The organism is Pandoraea anapnoica (assembly GCF_902459765.1).
GTDB classification, from domain to species: Bacteria; Pseudomonadota; Gammaproteobacteria; order Burkholderiales; family Burkholderiaceae; genus Pandoraea; species Pandoraea anapnoica.
On sequence record NZ_CABPSP010000002.1, the window covers coordinates 154,162 to 173,674 of the forward strand.

Here is a 19,513-nt window from a genome sequence, read left to right on the forward strand (position 1 = left end):
GAAATCCTGAGAGAAAAACCCAAATCCTGAGACGAAAAACTTACGGCATTGCGTACAGCAATCTGCGGCATTGTGCCTGAATCAGGCCGCGCCAAAATCCAGCCCGGGACTCAGGCGCTCCGGCATCGCCAGGCGGTCGGCCTCCATTGACGCTATTGGGTACGCGCAGTAATCGGCGGCGTACCACGCACTCGGCCGATGATTACCCGACGCCCCCACCCCACCGAACGGCGCAGCACCGGCCGCCCCTGTCGTCGGACGGTTCCAGTTGACGACGCCTGCCCGAATCTCGGCGAGAAACTGTTCGTACCGCGCGGGATCGTCGGACAGTAACCCGGCGGCAAGTCCATAGCGGGTGCGGTTCGCGAGCTGGATAGCGTCATCGAACGTGTCGTAGCGGAGTACCTGAAGCAACGGTCCAAAGTATTCCTCGTCGGGCAAGGCATCGCGCTCGGCGAGCGTCGTCGCATCGATCAGCCCCGGTGTCAGCAACGCAGAGCGACCATCGGGCTGAGACAGCGGCACAATGGCGCGCGCCCCCAACCCCATCAAATCGGCTTGCGCAGCCGTCATGCGACGTGCGGCCTGCAACGACACCACCGCGCCCATGAACGGCTGCGGTTCGGCGTCGTAGCGCCCGACGCTGATGCGTTGCGTAACGTAGGCCAGCCGTTCGACAAACGCATCACCCTGCCCGCCTTTGGGCACCAGCAGCCGCCGCGCGCAGGTGCATCGCTGTCCGGCAGAGAGAAAGGCCGACTGGACGGCGACGTGCACTGCGGCGTCGACGTCCGCTGGCGTGTCGACGATCAACGGATTATTGCCGCCCATCTCCAGCGCGAGCATCTTGTCCGGCCTGCCAGCGAATTGCTGATGGAGCGCCCGCCCCGTGGCGGAGCTGCCGGTGAAACACACGCCGTCGATAGCATCGTGCGCGGCCAGTGCGACGCCGGTGTCGCGCCCACCTTGCACAAGATTGAGAACACCCGGCGGCAAACCGGCTTCAATCCAGCATGCCAGCGTGCGCTGTGCGACGCCGGGTGCCAGTTCGCTGGGTTTGAACACCACCGTATTACCCGCGAGCAGCGCTGGCACGATGTGCCCATTAGGGAGATGCCCGGGGAAGTTGTACGGCCCGAAGACCGCCATTACGCCGTGAGCGCGGTGCCGCACGACACTCTCACCGTCGGCGACCGGACTGCGTCGCTCGCCGGTTCGCTCCTGATAGGCCCTGGCTGAGTTGACCACTTTGGCGGACATCGTCGCGACTTCAGTGCGAGCTTCCCAGAGTGGCTTTCCGGTTTCGCGGCCGATGGCGTCCGCCAATGTTTCCGTGTTCGCGGTCACGATGGCCGCGAAGCGCTGCAATATGGCCAGACGCGCATCGACGCCGAGCCGCGCCCAGTCGCGTTGGACGCGACGCGCGGCCTGCACCGCAGCGTCGATGTCCGCCGCATCGGCACCATGTCCGCGCCAGACGACGTCGCCCGACATCGGATCGAGAGAGCGAAATTGCGCACCGTTGCCAGCGCGCCAGACACCTTCGATATACAGATCGGTCATGAATCGCAGTCCCGGAGGCCACGCCCGATGGTGCGGCGTGCGATGCGGATCATGATGACACGGATTCGACAGACGGAACAATGCGCGGCCGTTGCACGCGGCGGCAAACGCTTGTCCCCCGGGCATGCGCAACGTCACATGACACTCACGCCGTGGACACGCATAGAATGCGAGTCAGCTTTAGGAGAATGCTCATCATGACCGACGCCAAACGTTCGGCCCTTCGTCATTGGCTCAGTGACGTACGCGAATCGCGAGATCACCCGCACGATGCAGGCATCGATCCTTGCGGTGTGCACTGGCAGCGGCACGCAGAGGGCGTGTTGGAATTGACGCCGCACGGGATGGTTGCGGCCTCCACGACGTCAGATGCGTCCGACGGTACATCCCCATCCGCAGCAGGCCACCGTTATGACGCCGTCCTCTCCTGCGGAATTCACGGGGACGAGACGGCGCCCATCGAAATCGTCGACGGGATCTTGCGCGACATCGCCGACGGAAAATTGACGCTGCGCGAGCGTGTGCTCGTCGTGCTCGGCAACCCGGATGCCGTTCGGGCAGGCAAGCGATATCTCGAGTACGACCTCAATCGCCTGTTTCAAGGCGCGCATGCCAAGCGTGCCGAGTCGCCGGCCGTTCAGCGCGCACGCGAGCTGGAAGTCATCGTGGCGCAGTTCTTTGCGGGGGTGGACGGCGTGCGCCGTCAGCGACGTCACGTCGACATGCACACTGCCATTCGCGCTTCGCTGTTTCCTCGCTTTGCCGTCGTCCCGGGCACCCCGGAACGCCCCCCTCAGGCCGCCTGGTTCGACGCCCTCGCCGCCGCCGATATCGAAGCGACGATGCGCACCGAACAGCCGTCCGTCACGTTCTCCTACTACACTTGCGCCCGCTTCGGGGCCGAGAGTTGCACGCTGGAGCTGGGCAAGGTCGCGCCCTTCGGTGAGAACCGGCTGGCGGACTTCGCGGGCATCGACGCGGCGTTGCGCCGATGGTTGTCCGGGGGTGACATGGCGGCGCGCGAAGATGGACAGGTGCTGCAGACGAAGCGCTTTCGAGTGGCCGCCGAAATCGTGCGCCATACGGATGCGTTCGTCCTCGACGTGCCCGCCGACACGCCGAACTTCACGGCATATCCCGCAGGCACCGTACTGGCGCGCGACGGTGAGAACACCTACACCGTTTCGCATCCGGAAGAACGCATCGTGTTTCCCAATCCGAATGTGGCAAACGGTCTGCGTGCAGGCGTCATGGTCGTGCCCGAGTAAATTGAGGCGCGGGACACGCCGACCGTCGACGACGTTTTGTGTGATTGCCGGTGACGTGTCACTGGCAATGCGCGACGACACCTACGCAGGATTGCGAATGAACGTTTTTAAACGCCTGTCCGGGCGTCGTCGTCGCGCGGGGATACGGGTAGCATCGCCCACTTCATTTCTCCTGCGAAACGGCCGCGGGCGGCGCGGATAAAGGGAATCGGGAAAACGCGCCTGTCCGGCCGTCCACCGACGACATGCCTCACGAACTCTCGCTCGCCTCCTCTCACTTTTCGCGCGTCAACGCGTTGAGCGTCAACCACACGACTGCCGCACCATCGACCGAACCGGCGCGTCACCTCGTAGACGATTTCGCCCGCGCGCAACAGACGCCCCTTATGCTGACGCTGGGCCATCGCGCCCCCCGGATCACCGCTGTCGCACAGGCAATTCACCGCGAACATGGCGACGAACTCTCGCTAGTGCTGCGACGCACTACCAACCTGGCATCGTCGCGGGGTGCACAACGGGGACGCGCCCTTGCGTCAGGCCTATCCATCGCACGGGATGCCCCCGCCGCTGCCGATCAGATCTACACGATGTTGCGTGACGAGGTCGCCGTGCCCGCCCTGCGCCGCTTTGAACGCCTGCACTGCAACGACGCATCGCGCAGCCGGTCAGGAGCGCCCGCGTCGCGCAATGGCGCTCGCCCGCACGCAATGACGGCCACGCCGCCGTGGTTCGACGAACTGCTCCCCCATCTGCGCACGGAATCGCAACTGCTGGCGCAACGCGGTCTGTGCGTCGACAAGGTCAGGCATCGGCTCGATGCGCTCGTTCGTCACGAGCACCCCGGGGTCTCCTGGCGGGCGATGCAAATCGGCCTGGAGCGCGACGCGCTTCCCTTCGCCCTCGGCGCCACCGTACTCTCCGTACTTGCGGACACCGTCGATCCTCAGCGGCGTCTCGCCCTCATGTGGCCGCCCATCGAAGCGGCCGGGGTTGTGCTGATCAACCTGATCGGCATGGCGCGCTTTACCGCCGGGCATCCGGAACTGGCGAGCCGGATGGCGCGTATCACACCAACACAGTCGCTCGAAGCCGTTAGCGCCATGCTGCGACATCCGGTACGAGACGTTGCCGCGCACGTGATCGGATTCGTGTTTTGCTACGGTGTCGTGCGCAACCTGGCGCGAATCGCCGTCGAAGCCGGGCTGTCGAGTGCCGTGCCGGGCATCATGGCGTATCGGTTCGGTAACACGATCCACGCCGCGCTCGAGATCTTGTTGTGTCCGATCCCAGGCGCGCTCCTCGGGCCGATCATCGACCGCATCGCGCTGGATCCGGACCATGCCCGGCTCGAACCGCTGTTGCAGGATCGCTTTGCCGATTTGATCTGCAAGATGAGCGACGATGTCCCGCCGGAGGGCGGCGAGTCGTTCTGGCCCGCGTTTCAGGCCGCCTTCGGGGAGTTACTGCGCTCCGGCGCGCCGAAGGCGATCTGGCTCACGCTGACCCTCGGCTTCTATTTCCTGTCGACGTTCCACAGCGGTGCTTCCGCGCCCCGGGAGATCGACGATGCATTCGACGCATCCGGCGCCGACGAGACCGTCTGGGAAAACGCGCTGGCGCTCCGCGCTAACGCGACCACGCCCCCGGACACAGGCAGCGCTGAGGGCGAAGGCGTCGACTGGCACACACAGGCGGTGCTCAGCGTGCTTTACGGACTGATTGCGTCCTTCGTGTCGATGCAGGGCATGGCGTCGCGGCACGAGGCGATTGCCACGGCCTATACCCGTCGGCGGGGACGGCCGAAGATCAGCACCGTCACACTGACCTCGCAGATTGATTCGGGGCACTCCTCCGGAAGCTCTCACTCCGATCTGCTTGACAGTCCGGTCACCCCGGCCAGCCCGACTAGCAACCGTACGAACGCCTTTTCCGCCGCCAATGGGCAACACACCGATGCCGGTGACACATCCGGCGACGACGCCGTCTTCCTGCCGATGAACGACGCCATCAGCACGTCGTCGGACAGCGACGTCAGTAGTCCTGTATCGGCCGCTCCACATGACCCGCATCCCGGACATCAGAGTTTTCAGGCACGCAAACGGGGGACGTCGATCCCGCCCGCCGGTGTGTTGCCGCCAGTGAGACACCAGACTGCCGCGGCCCCGGACGAAGACGGCGAACGCGAGGACATCCAGACGGCTTTGTGACGAAGTGTTGCGCGCACTTGCCGTGAATGCCCCGGCGTGGCATCTTGCTCTCCAAGCGCGTTCTTTGCGCATGACACTTCTGACGGACGCACCGCAAGACGCGCCGTCCCCTGCCTGCCGGAGCGCCTATGCTTAATTCCACGCCGAGCGAACTCGCTCGTAACCTGCTGATCGTGCTGGTCCTCGGACTGCTGATCGTCGGCACTTTATGGGTGTTGCTGCCGTTCCTGCCCGCATTCATCTGGGCCGTAACGATCGTCGCCTCGACCTGGCCGTTGCTCATCGGTCTCCAGCGTCGCCTGTGGGGCAAACGGTGGCTTGCCACGACCATCATGATCGTCGGCATGCTGATCATCGTGGTGGCACCGCTCTCGGCAGCGATCGGCACCCTGATCGGCCACGCTTCGGACATCAGCGATCAGGTACATTCCTTCGGCCAGCACGGACTCCCCATGCCGCCCGAATGGCTCGCGCGCATTCCCGTGGTCGGCCAGCGCGCCAGCGAAGAATGGCAGTCGCTCGCGGCCGCGGGTCCCGGCGGCCTGGTCTCCAAGGTTCAGCCGTATGCCGTCAAGGCGGCGTCATGGGGATTTTCCAAGCTGGGGTCCATCGGCTTGCTGGTGGTCCACCTCGGCCTGACGCTGATCATCTCCGGCATTCTTTTCATGCAGGGTGAACGTGCCGCACGGGCACTGATCCGTATTGCGCGTCGCCTTGGTGGCGATCGCGGCGAGGAGTCGGTGCGACTTGCGGGCATGTCGATTCGCGCGGTCGCGCTTGGGATCGTCGTGACGGCCGTCACACAGTCGTTGCTCGGCGGACTCGGCCTGTGGCTCACCGGCGTCCCGTTGCCAGGTTTCCTGACGGCGCTGATGCTAGTGCTGTGTATCGCGCAGATCGGGCCGTTCCCGGTCCTGCTCTCGAGCGTGGCATGGCTCTACTGGCAAGACAGCCCGACGCTCGCCACGTTGCTGCTGGTGCTGTCGATCTTCATCGGCATGCTCGATAACGTCATGCGACCGATGCTCATTCGCCGGGGTGCCGATCTGCCGATGACGCTGATTCTTGCGGGGGTACTCGGGGGGATGCTGACGTTCGGCATCGTCGGACTGTTTGTCGGTCCGGTGATTCTCGCCGTGACGTACACGCTGCTGATGGCGTGGATCAACGAGGGACTGAATCGTCCGGCGACGGCACCGAGCGGTGCACCGCTGGCGTCGCCTGCAGACGGGAAGGCCTTGCCGGAAGGTACGCCGGATGCGGCACCTAAGGCACTCTCGACGGCCGCACCGGACGTCAAGAAACCTCGCTGAATGCCCAGTCGGAGGGGTGAACGCGGGGCACGTACGTCACGCGCCCCGTACCCATTTTTCGGATTCCTTCACCTGTCGCGTATCACCGCGACGTGGCTAAATGGCTCTCACACTCATACGCCTTCGGGAGCCACGCCATGCCATCCACCAAGACCACCGTCCAGACCACGCCGCGCACCCGGCGCTCGCTACGCGTGCCGCGTCGCGCCCGCCTGGGGGATCCGCCACTACTGCGACGCGTCGCCAATGAACTGGCCTACACGCCGACACGTTGCCGTGTCACTGCGAGTCTGCTCGTGGGACGCGTCAATCCGTGGTGGCAACGCTTGCAAGCATAGCGGGATCAGGTCGGGATCGGGCCCGACCCGTGCGTTCAGCGCGCCTTGGCAGGCAGGATCTTGCCGGACACGTCGCCGAAGCCGATGCGATAGCCGTTGCCCTGGCACCAGCCGCTCATCACGACGGTGTCGCCGTCTTCGATGAACGAGCGCTTCGCGCCGCTGGCCAGCGTGATCGGATTCTTGCCGTTCCACGTGAGTTCGAGCAGGCTACCGAACGAGTCAGGCGTCGGGCCACTGATCGTGCCCGAGCCCATCAGATCGCCCACACGTACGTTGCAGCCCGAGACCGTGTGATGGGCAAATTGCTGTGCCATGCTCCAGTACATGTGACGGAAGTTCGTGCGGCAAATCGACGTCGCCTCGGCATCGCCTTCAGCTTGCAGCAGGACTTCGAGTTCGATATCGAACGCGTGCTTGCCTTGCTGTTGCAGATACGACAGCGGCTCGGGCGATTGCGCCGGACCGGCCACGCGGAACGGTTCGAGGGCTTCCATCGTCACGACCCACGGAGAGATGGACGTACCGAACGTCTTCGCGTTGAACGGGCCGAGCGGCACGTATTCCCACTGCTGAAGATCGCGGGCGGACCAGTCGTTGAGGACCACCATGCCAAAGATGGCGGCCTCGGCGTCTTCCACGTTCAGTGCTTCGCCAATGGCCGTTTCGCGACCGACGATGAAGCCGGTCTCCAGTTCGAAGTCGAGCTTGCGGCAGGCGTCGAAAATCGGGCGCGGCTGATCCGGCAGCTTGATCTGGCCGTTCGGACGGTGCAGCGGCGTGCCGCTCACGACCACCGAGCTGGCCCGGCCGTTGTAACCGATCGGAATTTCGAGCCAGTTCGGCAGCAACGCGTTCGCCGGATCACGGAACATGCTGCCAACATTGGTCGCGTGTTCTTTGGACGAGTAGAAGTCGGTATAGCCCGGCACCTGCACCGGAAGATGGAGCGTGGCTTGCGACAGCGGCACGAGCGCTTGCGACTTGAGCGCTGCGTTCTCACGCAGTGCGGCGTCGCCGTCGATAGCCAGTAGCGACGTCAGGCGAGCACGCGTTGCACGCCAGGCGGCACTACCGAGCGCCACGAACGCATTGATCGACGCTTGCGCGAAGACGGGCGTGTCGCCTGCCTTGAGCACGCCGGCGGCTTCGAGCGCCGCCAGATCGAGCACCTGATCGCCAATCGCGACGCCAACGCGCGGCGTGGGCTGTGCTTGCGTGCTGAACACACCGTAGGGCAGGTTTTGCAGCGGAAAGTCCGTCACACCGGTGTTGGCGGACGCGACCCAGCTTTGCAGGAGAGCAGACATGTGGAATTCCTTGTTCGAGATAACGCTTCGGCCGACCGTGCGCGAGACAAGCGCCGGGCCGGCCGTCGGGATGATCAAAGGCGTCGTGGCGCGATGGCGTCTGAGCCTTTCACGCCAACAACGTCCCTCACTTCTGGTTGGGGTTGAAGTGCTTCTTCAAGTCCTGCCAGCAGGTGTAGTAGTTGTCCTGCAACTGCTTGGTCTCCAGTGCGAAACGCGTCGGACGAATCACCGCCGGCGTTTCGAACATGAAGGCCATCGTGGCGTCGACCTTGTGCGGCTTGCTGGTGTCGGCCGCGGAGGCCTTCTCAAACGTTCCCGCATCGGGGCCATGACCCGACATGCAGTTGTGCAGGCTCGCGCCCCCCGGCACAAAGCCCTCGGCCTTGGCGTCGTACACGCCATGGATCAGGCCCATGAACTCGCTCGCAATGTTGCGGTGGAACCAGGGCGGGCGGAACGAGTTTTCCATCGCCAGCCAGCGCGGCGGGAAAATCACGAAGTCGATATCGTCGACGCCCGGGGCATTGCTTTGCGATTGCAGCACCAGGAAGATCGACGGATCCGGATGGTCGTAGCTGATCGAGCCGATCGTGTTGAAATGACGAAGATCGTATTTGTACGGCGCGTAGTTGCCGTGCCAGGCCACCACGTCCAGCGGCGAATGGCCGATATCGGCACGCCACAGCGCCCCACCGAACTTCGCCACGAGCTCGAAGTCGCCCTCGACATCTTCGTAAGCCGCCACAGGCGTCAGGAAGTCGCGCGGATTCGCGAGACCGTTGGAGCCGATCGGGCCCAGATCCGGCAGACGGAACAATGCGCCGTAGTTCTCACAGATGTAGCCACGGGCGCGGCCGTCGGGCAGCGTCACGCGGAAACGCACGCCGCGCGGCAGCACGGCAATTTCGTACGGCTCGACTTCCAGCACGCCGAATTCGGTGGCGATACGCAGACGCCCTTCTTGCGGCACGACCAGCAATTCGCCGTCGGCGTTGTAGAAGAAGCGGCCGTCCATCGACTTGTTGGCCGCATACACGTGAATGCCGCAGCCGTGACCGGCGTCCGGACCGCCGTTACCGGCCATCGTGACCATGCCGTCGACAAAATCGGTCGGCGCTTCAGGCATCGGCAGCGGATCCCAGCGCATCTGATTCGGCGGCGTGGGCACCTCATCGAAGCGGCTCAACCAGCGCGTGTTCTCGATCGCGGTGAACGGCTTGTGCATGGCGGCAGGACGAATGCGGTACACCCACGAGCGGCGATTGTGACCGCGAGGTGCCGTGAACGCCGTACCGGAGAGTTGCTCCGCATAGAGGCCGTAAGGCGCACGTTGCGGCGAGTTTTGCCCGATCGGCAGCGCGCCCGGCAATGCCTCGGTCGCGAACTCGTTGGCGAAACCGGACAAATAGCCCAGTTCCCCCTGAATTTGGTCTGCTTGACGCATGAGTGCCTCGTCTCCTGTTTTCGAATGCAACAATTGTCCGCCAAGCGACCACATTTTGCGATATAAATAGACAAATCTACTATATTCACAATGCGAATATCACTCCAGTGAGTCGCTGACGCTTTCTTTATGATTTCCTTACGCGACGTCGATTTGAACCTGCTGGTGGTGTTCCATGCGGTGCTCACGCACCGGAGCATCTCTCAGGCGGCACGGGAGCTGGGACTATCGCAGCCCGCCGTAAGCAACGGCCTCGCACGACTGCGGCAGACGTTCGAAGATGAGTTGTTCACGCGCACGGGCACCGGCATGCAGCCCACGCCGTTCGCCGAAGCGCTGGCTGAACCCGTGTCGGCTGCATTGGCAGGCATTTCGCGGGCCATCAACCATCGTGAGGCGTTCGACCCGGTGAGTAGTCAACGGGAATTTACGTTGGCGATGACGGACGTCGGCGAGGTGTACTTCATGCCCGCGCTGATCGACCTGTGCACACAACTGGCACCGGGGGTGCGTATCAGCACGGTTCGGGCGTCGTTGCCCGATCTGAAGGAGGCGATGGCCGCTGGACGCATCGATCTTGCGGTGGGAGCTTTCGACGATCTGACGGGGCCGTTTTTCCAGCGACGATTGTTCCGGCAGCAATATGTGAGCATGTTCCGCATCGGTCACGCGCTTGATTCGCCGGACGCAGGGCTGCCCGAATTCAAAGCGGCTCGCCATCTGTTCGTCGCCACCGGCGACAACCCCTACGCGCGCGTCAATCAGCTTCTCGCACAGGCTGGCTTCGGTTGCGACGCCAATTTCTGGGTACCCCACTTCATCGCGGTGCCCTACATTGTCAGCACGAACGATCTGGTGGTGACGGTGCCGCAGAAGTTTGCCGAACGCGCCGCCGCGCCGTTCGGGCTGCACTTTGTCAAACCACCCCTGCGTCTTCCGGCGCTGCAAACCAATGTGTTCTGGCACCGTCGCTACCATCAGGACGCTGGCAATCAGTGGCTACGTCAGTTGATATCGGAGCACTTCGTGGAATAGCGCGGCGGGCACCTTTTCCCGGCACCGCCAACTGCCAACCGCCGCCTTCCCTTTCCACCTCACTCTCACGCGTCGCTGGCGATGGCGTGCCCTTGCGAGCGCAGCCAATCGTTCCAGGCGGTATCGAGTGCGTCGAAAGCAGCCTCCATCTGTCCGACCGATGCCTGCGGCGCAAGATGCTCGAGCTGTGCGGCCAGGGACGCCAGCGAACTCAGGCCAAACGCCATGAAGCCCCCACGCAGCCGGTGCGCCGAGTGACGGAGTGTCTCGCGCGAGGACTCGGCGAGCACCGCCCGGCAATTCGCGATGTCCTGATCCGCGATTTTGACAAAGGTGTCGAGCATTTCCGACAAGGGCAAGCGCCAGTTCTTGGGTGACGCCGCCTCAGGCACAGGCTTGGGCGCATTCTCGATCAGTCGCGACGACGCAGGCAGCGGCGCGATCTCCACGCAAAGCGACGGGTAGCGCGAGCGAACCAGTTCGATGACACGCAACAACGAACGGGCGTCCACGGGTTTGTAGACGACCGCGTCGTAAGGCGATTTCGCCTCGCGATCATTGCGCAGCGTTACGTCGGCCGTGGCCACCACCACCGGAACGTGCGGTGCGCGTGCTTTGATCTCGGTCGCCAGCGCGTGCCCTGAAATGTGTGGCATGTTGGCGTCGGTGACGACAAGCATGTGCGACTCGGCATCGAATGCATCGAGCGCTTCGCGAGGGTCGTGATAGCAATCCACCATCGCGCCGAGCCCTTCCAACTGGCGTGACAGCAACATGCCGCTGATCGGATGATCGTCTGCGACCAGCACGTACCAACCGGCCAGCGGCTTCACCCGCGTCTGCGCATTGGCCGTGCCCGGCACCGGCAGGTCGCCGTTAGCCGACAGACCCGGGCGTGGCGTCAAGCCCAGCGCCTCCCAAAGTTCGGCCTGTTGCAGCATGGCGATGTCGCGCGGCCAGGTCGGTGTGCTGCCAGCCGGACGGTCCACGGGCGTTGCACGGAGTAAGTAGACTTCCGCGCCTGCCATGCCCCGCACCGGCCACTCGTCTGCGAACATCAGAAGACCGGAATCCTGCTCGCGACCGGCCCCCATCGACCACGACACGGCGTCGTCATATCGAACCGGGACGAAACCCGCACGACGGACCAACGCATCGAGGTACCAGTGACGACGCGACAATGCGCTCACATAAGCGAACGTGTCCTGCGAATCCACGACAGGCGGCGCCACGCTATCGTGCGCCCACGGCAGATGCAGCGTGAAGCGCATGGTCGTCCCTTGCCCCTCCTCGCTGTCGACGGCCAGAACGCCGCCAAGCATGCCGACGAACTGATGCGAAATCGCTAGCCCCAACCCCGTGCCATGCTGCATGCCCGGCTCAGTGGTGCTCTTGCCGAATGGCCGGAACAGATCGGCCAGATCCGCGGCCGCAATGCCTACCCCGCTATCGCCCACTGTAAAAGCCACGTCGCAGCCCTGCATGTCCGAGCGTGTCACCATCGCACTGAACGCCACGTGCCCTTTTTCGGTGAACTTGATGGCGTTGCCGACAAGGTTGGTCACGACTTGTCCGAGACGCAGCGCATCCGTGTGCACTGCACGCGCGAGGAGCGGATCGATCATCCAGTCCAGCGTGAGACCCTGCAAACGCGCGCGGCCCGTAAACGACAGCCCCACCGCCTCAAGCTCCTTGAGCAGTGAGCAATCGCGCGAATTCAGTTCGAAGCGGCCCACCTGAATGCGCGAATAGTCGAGAAGATCGTTGATGAGATCGAGCAGATTGCGCGTCGAACTCTCCATCACATCCACGTAATAGCGATGGTCGTCGCCAAGGTTCTGCGCGCTGAGCAATTCGAGCGACGCCAGCGTGCCATACAGTGGCGTGCGCATTTCATGGCTGACGGTCGTGAGGAACACGTCCTTCGCACGATTGGCGCTCTCCGCCGCAAGACGTGCCTTGCGTTGCTCCAGCTCGAAGCGGCGCTGCTCGGTGACGTCCGACAGCGTGCCGATCAACACTGGTTGCTCACGAAACACCGTATCGACGAAGCTCACCGCATAGTGGCGCTCACCTGCGTCGTCGAGGGCACTGAGCAGACGCCGGACAGGACGCGCCACCACACCGCTGTGCAGTTGACGGTACATCCGCGTCAACTCGCCATCGCCAAGATGTCTGAGCAAATCGACCGTGCCGGCATAGGCCGGATTACTCATCACAACGGCCGGCTCGAACGGATCGATGATCGCCATACCGACGGGCGCCGTCTCGATGAGGGTCTGGGTGAAGGCATCGCGCTCCAGCAACGCCGTCGTGCGTTGACGGGCCGGCTCGATGATCCGTTGACGCATATAGCGCATGCCCGCATAGACGCCACCAGCGTACAGAAGCAACAGCAACGTCGCGCCGAGCAGCAACGTGGCATTCTCTCGTAGCAACTGCGCGGGGCGCACGGCATAACGTACGAACCACGGCGTAGACGCCAGTCGCCGCTCGAACACCAGACGCTGGCCGTCGGAGCGCAAAGTCATCTGCGCACCGCCAAAGAGCGGCAGCGTGACCAGCGTACGCAAATGACCCAGTGACGACATCGGGAGCCCGGCGCTCGCGATGACAAGGCCGTCTTCTGATATCAACTGAAGTGCTTCGCCGGAACGTTCAAGGTTGCGCATGCGCGGCGGCACGATCATGTCCGGCGACATGCTGGTGCCGACATAAAGCACCAGATGGCCATCGAGATCGCGGATCGGCACGAAACTCGAAACGGTCTTCAGATGCGTGACGGGATGCGTGTAGTTGTAAGTCCAGAACGGACCTTCACTGTTGCCCCGGATACGCGCGTGATAGCGTTCGACCTTGTTGATTTCTGCGAGCATCGCCTGCGTGTCGCGCGCCAGATCGGCCGGACTGAAGGCTTCCCGGCCAACGGCGGGACGGTAGGTCGCAAACGCGCCGTCTGCCGAAATGATGAAAGTCTCGTCCTGTGCGTCGAGCGGACTCCAGAAGTTGGCGTCGAGCACCATGAGGCGCAACGTCAGACGCGCGAGCAACGCCGCACGCTCTTGCGTGATATCGGCCAGTTTGACGATTTCGAATTCGCTGTCCCAACCCACCCCGCTGATGCGTCGCGCAGTGCCCACCGGCATGGAGACAAGCGGCTTGAGAATGCGGTCGGTCAGCGCCTGCGTGGCGCCGCCGGGACGCACGGCGCTTGCCTGGGTAGCCTGCGCCATCGCGCGTGCCTGTTCGTTGAAGATTTCGAGGTCCCGGATTTCTCGCCCGACAGCCGCGAAGAACGACTCCGTCTTTTGTCCGCTTTGCCAGAGTGTGCCGAAGAGCGCATAGGAAACCGCTGCGACCCACACCGACAAACCGAATAGCAGGGCCAGTAAGCCACCAATGCGAAGCAGGCGGCCGGCGATCGCGATGTCGCGCGTCATCGTTCTGGCAGGCATAGACTCCAACGTCTGTGGTCGGGGCGGACTCAGGCGGCACTCGGCGCTTCGGCATCGCCGTCACGCGCAAACTGAACCGGGCTCGACACATGCAGCTTGAACAACTCCATGTCGGTGCGGCAACCCAACTTGCACATGGCCATGCGTTTCTGGTTGTTGATCGTCTTGGCAGAACGCTTGAGCGCGCCCGCAATTTGCGACACGTTCTGACCATCCAGATACATGCGCAGCACTTCCATTTCCTTGGGCGAGAGCGGGCGTCGTGCCGTCGGCTTGCGGCGCATCTGCTCCTCGAGAATCTGCTCTGCGCGCCCGCCGCGATAGCTCATGCCGCGACGGCAACGTTCCACACACACGGTAATTTCACGCAGATCGTCGGACTTGGTCATCACACCCAAGACGCCACAGCTATCGAGTGCGTGAATGATGGCCGGCTGTTCGATCGACGTGAACACGATGATCTTGACGTCGGGATACTTGCGACGGACACGGTTGATCATGACGAGGCCATCGCCGAATGCGCCACCGGGCATGCAGTAATCGGTAATGAGGACGTCGACGGAATTCGTTTCGAGCGCCTTGAACAACTCGGTCGAATTCGAGACAGGAGGCAGCACGTGAAAACCCGGGTCCGGGGACAGCATTTCACGTAACGTGGAGGCGACAATCGGGTGATCGTCCGCAATCAGAATCTTTACCATCATTTGCTGGATCCTTTTAAAAGAAGTCAGCCGTGGGCGCGCGCGATCCCTCGCCGTGTCTTCGCGTCATGGCTTCCCAAAAGAGGAATGTGCGTCTTGCCGACGCACGCGTTGGTCACGAAGGCGTGACCGCATTGCTGCTGGGCGACGATTGCGGGACCGGCAGTCCGGCGCGCTGGGCGCTCACGGCCCCTCGCCCGCTGCCTGCCTTATCCGGCGCTCCCGACACTCCCGGCGACGACCGCACCGGGTCCATCGACAGTGGTCCACGCCGAGCACGTCTTGTGCCCTGTCAACCGAGTTGTGCCCGCGCCGATGACCGGCTTGACACAGTAACGAATGCGAACGCCGTGCAAACCTGCCGAGGGCATCATCTCGCGCGCCCGTCCGACGATGCGAATGCGTGTCGGTCCGGCGGCCGCTTCCCACAGATGTACGCTATCGGTCTCGGGCCAATCCGCCATCCATCGGTACGAACCGCTCACGACCGCGCCCACCCTCGGCGTGTCGCTCAGCTTCACCGCTGCTGCCACCGGGCGCATCCGCGTTTCGACCTCTCGCGATGACGCAACTGGAGGCTCTACCCGCGCCAGCGAAGCCCTCTCGCTCTCCGATTCCATCGTGAGTCCCGTCACATTCGCCGTCGACGCTTTGTATTCGCTACATCCCGCAAGCAGCGCCATCGCCAGCGCGCTGCCAAAGCTTATTAGTGTCGTCACAGCGCGCCGTCCCATCGCTTGTGTGGCACTTGAGCGAAAGCATTGGCTGGGCAGGAAATCGTCAACGTATGTTGGGGTCATCGGTCCATTACCAATCGTCTCGCCGCGTGACAAAGGAACGTTACGCGTCGTTTTTACGACCAGCGGAAATATAGGATAAATCTACAAATCCCTACCGTTTTGGATCTCTTTATAGGAAACATCCTAGCCCAAATTAGGAGGAATACCGTTCGCGCCTTACACAGCTCGCGCGCCGCCATCGAATTCAGTGCGGAAATAACTCAGATGACGTAGCGTGGACGCTCAGGCAGCGTTCCAATTGACACGCAAGTGAGGAAAAGATTCATTTGTAAGAGGCGAATCATGTCAGCCACTGGCTGCACGCGGCGTAGTACGTCGGTACTGAAATGGTAAAAAGTCACTCGAAAGACGTTGCGACTTTCGAAATACCTTTCGTCTTTTGACTGTGAGACGTAAAGCGCGTCAACGCGGTCGACACCGCCAGCGCTTAAATGCCATTAAAGCGGGAGATAAGCTGAAGGAAATCCAGAATCGCAGAGACTTAGCGACTTTGAACAAATAGATTCAAGCGCCAAACGCTTTGACGAACATGCCGAATGCCACGACGGCCATGAGCGCAGAGAAGATCTGCTGAAGGCGTGATGCTGCCAGACGTGGCGCGAGCGCACGCCCCAGTAACATGCCCACCACAGCACCCACGACAAACGTCCATCCCTGCGTTCCCGGATGCATGCCATGCCACCACGCATTGGCAACGGTGCCTGCGGAAATCAGTGCAATGACGAAAAGTGACGTCGCCACGACGCCGTGCACCGAAATGTCGGTGAAGCGCCGCAATGCAGGCACGATGACGAAACCGCCGCCAACGCCGAGCAGCCCCGATGCAAAGCCCGAGATACCACCAATCGCACCCAGCGTGCTCGCCACTTGCCGGGTCCAATGCAAGCGCCCCGTCGCCGGGTCCATCCGGCATAGCGGCAACGGTGTACCAGCACCCGCGGTGCCACCCGCCTCCGCACTGCGCCCGCCACTTCGGGAAGCCCGATACATCCGTGCGGCCACGATCAGCATCGCCATGGCGAACAGCCCGACGAGCCAACGCTCCGGTAGCCGATGCGCCATCCATGAGCCCAGCGGCGCGAGACAAACCCCGATGCCCGCCATCAGCATCGCCGCACGATAGCGCACAATGCCGGCCCGCAAGCCTTGCGCACTGCCCACGGCGGCACTCGCGCCGACGGCAAGCAGGGCGACGGGCCCCGCCTGCGGCACGCCCCAACCGAGTCCGAACACCAGCGCCGGCACCGCAAAGATGCCACCACCCGCGCCCGTCAAACCCAACACCAGCCCCACCGCTGCACCGAGCAGGGCGGCCGTGGGCGAAACACTCGAGAGGTCGGGGAACATGGGCGATATCCAGCAGAGAGTGACTTGACAGCAAAACCAAATCACTATTTGTCATAAGCTTATGACGCTGGATTATATAGAAGCCTCAGGCGACAGAAAAGAACAGCGGCGCTAACTAAGCGCCGCCGTGTCCGGAAATGCGGGAAACAACCAAAAGTGCCTATGACGAGGACGTCCGGACACTGATGTCGACCGGCACCTCGCTGGCACCGGGCCCAGCATCGAGTTCCGCGTCGAGTTCCGCAATGATGTCTCCGGTGTGAGCGCCCGGTGCGGGTGGATCGAGACGGGTGACGGGGCTTTGTCCATTAAGACGCACGGGCGAGACGATCGTGTGGGTCGTCTCGCCGCTGGGCAGCACCATCGGGCGCACCCAACCCATGTGGGCCACCTGCGGATCGGATAGCACACGGGAATAGGTGCTGATTTCCGTGCACGGGACACCGACGGCCACCAGTCGCGCGAGCCAGACATCACGGTCGTCCAGCACGAATACCGCTTCGAGCACGTCGCGCAACGCCGCCTGATGACGCGCCCGCTCCCGCGCACTGCTGAAGCGCGGGTCGTCGAGCAGATCCACACGGTGCACGAGGGCGCAAATCGCCTCCCAATGCGTCTGGACGTCCAGATCCATGCCGAAGTAGCCGTCGCGCGCCCGGAAGGTCGGCCAAGGGGCCGACGGACCGCCAAAACGCTCGCCCTCACCGGGCAGAGGCACGGCCAGCGGCGACACCTTGCCATGGCCCGCTGCGTCAGCCAGCGCCCGACGCTGACGCGTCACGGCCGACAACTCGGCGTCGACCTGCGCCGCGTCGCCCGCTTCCGATCCTGCCATGGCCGCTGCCGGCACGAGTCCTGCGCGATGGGCCGCCTCGGCCCCGGCATCGCCCGCTCGCAAAGCGGCAATCGCCAGCGTCGCGCCGAGCATAGGCACATCGATGTGCACGCCCACGCCCTGCTGCTTCGCTGCGACGAGCGCCGCCGAGACGGAAAACGCGGCGTACAGTCCTGCGGCCAGATCGGCAATGGGCAGATCGCGCGGTGGCTCGGCACCGCTTGGCACCGCCCCCAGCATGCCCCTGAGCGCCTCGAGCGCGGGCACCCCCGGCTGCGGCACGGAGCGCGGGCCATCCTGTCCGAATGCGGAAATGGAAACGTAGACGAGATGCGGTTGCACAGCTAATAGCGCATCGTAGCCAAGCCCGGCACGCGCTAACGTGCCGGGTGGCAGGCACTCGATGACGACGTCCGCGCCGCGCACTAGTGTGTGAGCGAGACTGCGGCCTTCGAGCGTCAGCAGATCCAGCGCGACGGAGCGCTTGTTGCGACGCAATCCGACCTGTGCCGATTCGCCGATCGTGCTTTGGTATTCGTTGGAAATATCGTCGACGGGATCGTCGACCATGATGACGTCCGCGCCCATGTCGGCAAGCAGCATGCCGCAATAGGCACCCGCCGCGCCACGACAGAACTCAATGACGCGGATCCCCGTAAGTGGTGCATTCAATATCTGACCCCTATTTGCTTGCCTGGCGGTTTGTTGTTGTTTTCAACCCTTGGCAGCCGTCTGACGCGGCATTGAGCGCATTCTAGAACAGTTATTCAACGCTGGTCACTGCGAAAAAATGGAGGTCGCACCGCACGTTGCCACCGGGCAACAGCCCGGGTGGCAACGCCCGCCGGGACACGCGCCTGACACAGACACCGCGCCCGCCCGTTTGCCGTCGTAGCCTCTAAAGGGGCGCTACAGCCAGCCGGCCTTGCGGAATTTCATGAATAGCAAGACGTCGATGACAGCCATCGCGGCAATACAGACCGGATACCCGTATTGGAATTTCAGCTCGGGAATGTCGGCGAAATTCATGCCGTAGATCCCGGCAATCATCGTCGGCACGGCAAAGAGCGCCGCGAACGACCCGAGCCGCTTCGTCGTTTCGTTCTCGGAGAGCGAAATCATGCCGAGATTGACGGAAAGCGCCGTCGTGACCATTTCACGCAGCAGATCGACGTTTTTCGAAATGCGTTGAAGATGATCGAAGACGTCGCGGAAGTACTCCTGCATGCCGCCGCACAGCTTGGGTGCCATGGCCCCGAACAACTTACTGACCGCTTCCATGAGCGGCACGCACGCGTGTTGCAGCGTAATGAGCCGACGCTTGAGCTGATACAGATCCTCGATGATCGCGCGCCCCTTGTTCGGCGTGTTCGGGGTAAAGATCTGCTCTTCGATGGCTTCGAGCTGCGCTTCGAGGTCGTTGAACACGGGGAAGTAACTGTCGACGATGGCGTCCATCAGAGCATAGAGGACGAAGATCGAGCCCTGGCGCAGCAAATTCGGCTCCTTCTCCGCCCGCGCACGCACCGCGCCCAGTCCCTGCGTGGCGTTCGAGCGCACCGAGAGCACATAGTTGTGCCCCGCGAAAATCGCGACTTCGCCAATCGTGAAATCGCCGTCGGCGTCCTTGTTGAGCACGTGCAGCACGGCAAAGAGCGAGTCGCCGTATTGCTCGATTTTCGGACGCTGATGTCCGTGCTGGGCGTCTTCGACGGCAAGGTCGTGCAGCCCGAATTCGTGCTGCATCTGCGCCAGTTCGCCCGGACCGGGATCCTTGAGCGCCACCCAGACAAAGCCGTCGGGACGTTCGAGATAGTCCGAGATTTCATCGGGGTGCAGATCGGCAATCTTGCGGCCATCCTCATAGGCCACACAGTTCACTAGCATGCGTCTT

14 protein-coding genes are annotated in these 19,513 nt (G+C 63.1%); 5 read left to right on the top strand and 9 right to left on the bottom strand.

The window, feature by feature from the left end; all coding sequences use genetic code 11:
- Positions 1–81: 81 nt before the first annotated feature.
- On the bottom strand, positions 82–1,563 hold the full coding sequence (gene astD, locus PAN31117_RS03865; protein WP_150737051.1) for a succinylglutamate-semialdehyde dehydrogenase: 1,482 nt from the start codon (positions 1,561–1,563) through the stop codon (positions 82–84).
- Between the two features lie 197 nt (positions 1,564–1,760).
- Between astD and astE the strand changes: the two genes are divergently transcribed.
- The 4 genes from astE (at position 1,761) to PAN31117_RS03885 (ending at position 6,689) form a co-directional block, all read left to right on the top strand.
- Positions 1,761–2,831 carry a succinylglutamate desuccinylase gene (astE, locus tag PAN31117_RS03870; protein WP_174990812.1) on the top strand — a complete coding sequence of 357 codons (1,071 nt, stop codon included), beginning with the start codon at positions 1,761–1,763 and terminating at the stop codon, positions 2,829–2,831.
- Positions 2,832–3,076: 245 nt separating this feature from the next.
- A complete protein-coding gene (locus PAN31117_RS03875) occupies positions 3,077–5,038 on the top strand; it encodes a hypothetical protein (protein ID WP_150737053.1) in 1,962 nt (653 codons plus the stop codon).
- Positions 5,039–5,166: 128 nt separating this feature from the next.
- Positions 5,167–6,351: an AI-2E family transporter YdiK gene (ydiK, locus tag PAN31117_RS03880; protein ID WP_246188908.1), complete on the top strand. Its 1,185-nt coding sequence runs from the start codon at positions 5,167–5,169 to the stop codon at positions 6,349–6,351.
- 137 nt (positions 6,352–6,488) lie between these two features.
- On the top strand, positions 6,489–6,689 hold the full coding sequence (locus PAN31117_RS03885) for a hypothetical protein (protein WP_150737054.1): 201 nt from the start codon (positions 6,489–6,491) through the stop codon (positions 6,687–6,689).
- Between the two features lie 35 nt (positions 6,690–6,724).
- Here PAN31117_RS03885 and fahA read toward each other — a convergent pair whose 3' ends face one another.
- Positions 6,725–7,999 (bottom strand): fumarylacetoacetase, encoded by a 1,275-nt coding sequence (gene fahA / locus PAN31117_RS03890; RefSeq protein WP_150737055.1) that lies wholly within the window; start codon positions 7,997–7,999, stop codon positions 6,725–6,727.
- Between the two features lie 127 nt (positions 8,000–8,126).
- Entirely contained in the window at positions 8,127–9,446 is a 1,320-nt protein-coding gene (gene hmgA, locus PAN31117_RS03895; RefSeq protein ID WP_046292137.1) for a homogentisate 1,2-dioxygenase, read from the bottom strand.
- A 129-nt stretch (positions 9,447–9,575) separates the two neighbouring features.
- Between hmgA and PAN31117_RS03900 the strand changes: the two genes are divergently transcribed.
- Complete coding sequence (locus tag PAN31117_RS03900) at positions 9,576–10,481, top strand: LysR family transcriptional regulator (RefSeq protein WP_150737056.1); 906 nt, start codon at positions 9,576–9,578, stop codon at positions 10,479–10,481.
- A 65-nt stretch (positions 10,482–10,546) separates the two neighbouring features.
- Here PAN31117_RS03900 and PAN31117_RS03905 read toward each other — a convergent pair whose 3' ends face one another.
- From PAN31117_RS03905 to corA, 6 genes are all read right to left on the bottom strand, one after another.
- Complete coding sequence (locus tag PAN31117_RS03905) at positions 10,547–13,936, bottom strand: hybrid sensor histidine kinase/response regulator (protein ID WP_150737057.1); 3,390 nt, start codon at positions 13,934–13,936, stop codon at positions 10,547–10,549.
- 29 nt (positions 13,937–13,965) lie between these two features.
- Positions 13,966–14,640 (bottom strand): response regulator, encoded by a 675-nt coding sequence (locus PAN31117_RS03910; RefSeq protein WP_046292140.1) that lies wholly within the window; start codon positions 14,638–14,640, stop codon positions 13,966–13,968.
- Positions 14,641–14,846: 206 nt separating this feature from the next.
- The gene (locus tag PAN31117_RS03915) at positions 14,847–15,356 is read right to left on the bottom strand and encodes a hypothetical protein (protein WP_150737058.1); all 510 of its coding nucleotides are present in this window, start codon (positions 15,354–15,356) and stop codon (positions 14,847–14,849) included.
- 585 nt (positions 15,357–15,941) lie between these two features.
- Positions 15,942–16,784, bottom strand: coding sequence for a sulfite exporter TauE/SafE family protein (locus PAN31117_RS03920; protein ID WP_150737059.1), 843 nt, complete (start codon positions 16,782–16,784; stop codon positions 15,942–15,944).
- Positions 16,785–16,944: 160 nt separating this feature from the next.
- Positions 16,945–18,291 carry a CaiB/BaiF CoA transferase family protein gene (locus PAN31117_RS03925; protein WP_150737060.1) on the bottom strand — a complete coding sequence of 449 codons (1,347 nt, stop codon included), beginning with the start codon at positions 18,289–18,291 and terminating at the stop codon, positions 16,945–16,947.
- A 237-nt stretch (positions 18,292–18,528) separates the two neighbouring features.
- Entirely contained in the window at positions 18,529–19,506 is a 978-nt protein-coding gene (corA, locus tag PAN31117_RS03930) for a magnesium/cobalt transporter CorA (protein WP_150737061.1), read from the bottom strand.
- Positions 19,507–19,513: the final 7 nt, after the last annotated feature.

Excerpts from the sequence above, each read along its gene's own strand:
- PAN31117_RS03875 (WP_150737053.1), top strand. The coding sequence starts at position 3,077 with ATGCCTCACGAACTCTCGCTCGCCTCCTCTCACTTTTCGCGCGTCAAC.
- PAN31117_RS03885 (WP_150737054.1), top strand. The coding sequence starts at position 6,489 with ATGCCATCCACCAAGACCACCGTCCAGACCACGCCGCGCACCCGGCGC.
- fahA (WP_150737055.1), bottom strand. The coding sequence starts at position 7,999 with ATGTCTGCTCTCCTGCAAAGCTGGGTCGCGTCCGCCAACACCGGTGTG.
- corA (WP_150737061.1), bottom strand. The coding sequence starts at position 19,506 with ATGCTAGTGAACTGTGTGGCCTATGAGGATGGCCGCAAGATTGCCGAT.
- ydiK (WP_246188908.1), top strand. The coding sequence starts at position 5,167 with ATGCTTAATTCCACGCCGAGCGAACTCGCTCGTAACCTGCTGATCGTG.
- PAN31117_RS03900 (WP_150737056.1), top strand. The coding sequence starts at position 9,576 with ATGATTTCCTTACGCGACGTCGATTTGAACCTGCTGGTGGTGTTCCAT.
- PAN31117_RS03920 (WP_150737059.1), bottom strand. The coding sequence starts at position 16,784 with ATGTTCCCCGACCTCTCGAGTGTTTCGCCCACGGCCGCCCTGCTCGGT.
- astD (WP_150737051.1), bottom strand. The coding sequence starts at position 1,563 with ATGACCGATCTGTATATCGAAGGTGTCTGGCGCGCTGGCAACGGTGCG.
- hmgA (WP_046292137.1), bottom strand. The coding sequence starts at position 9,446 with ATGCGTCAAGCAGACCAAATTCAGGGGGAACTGGGCTATTTGTCCGGT.
- PAN31117_RS03910 (WP_046292140.1), bottom strand. The coding sequence starts at position 14,640 with ATGATGGTAAAGATTCTGATTGCGGACGATCACCCGATTGTCGCCTCC.
- astE (WP_174990812.1), top strand. The coding sequence starts at position 1,761 with ATGACCGACGCCAAACGTTCGGCCCTTCGTCATTGGCTCAGTGACGTA.
- PAN31117_RS03905 (WP_150737057.1), bottom strand. The coding sequence starts at position 13,936 with ATGCCTGCCAGAACGATGACGCGCGACATCGCGATCGCCGGCCGCCTG.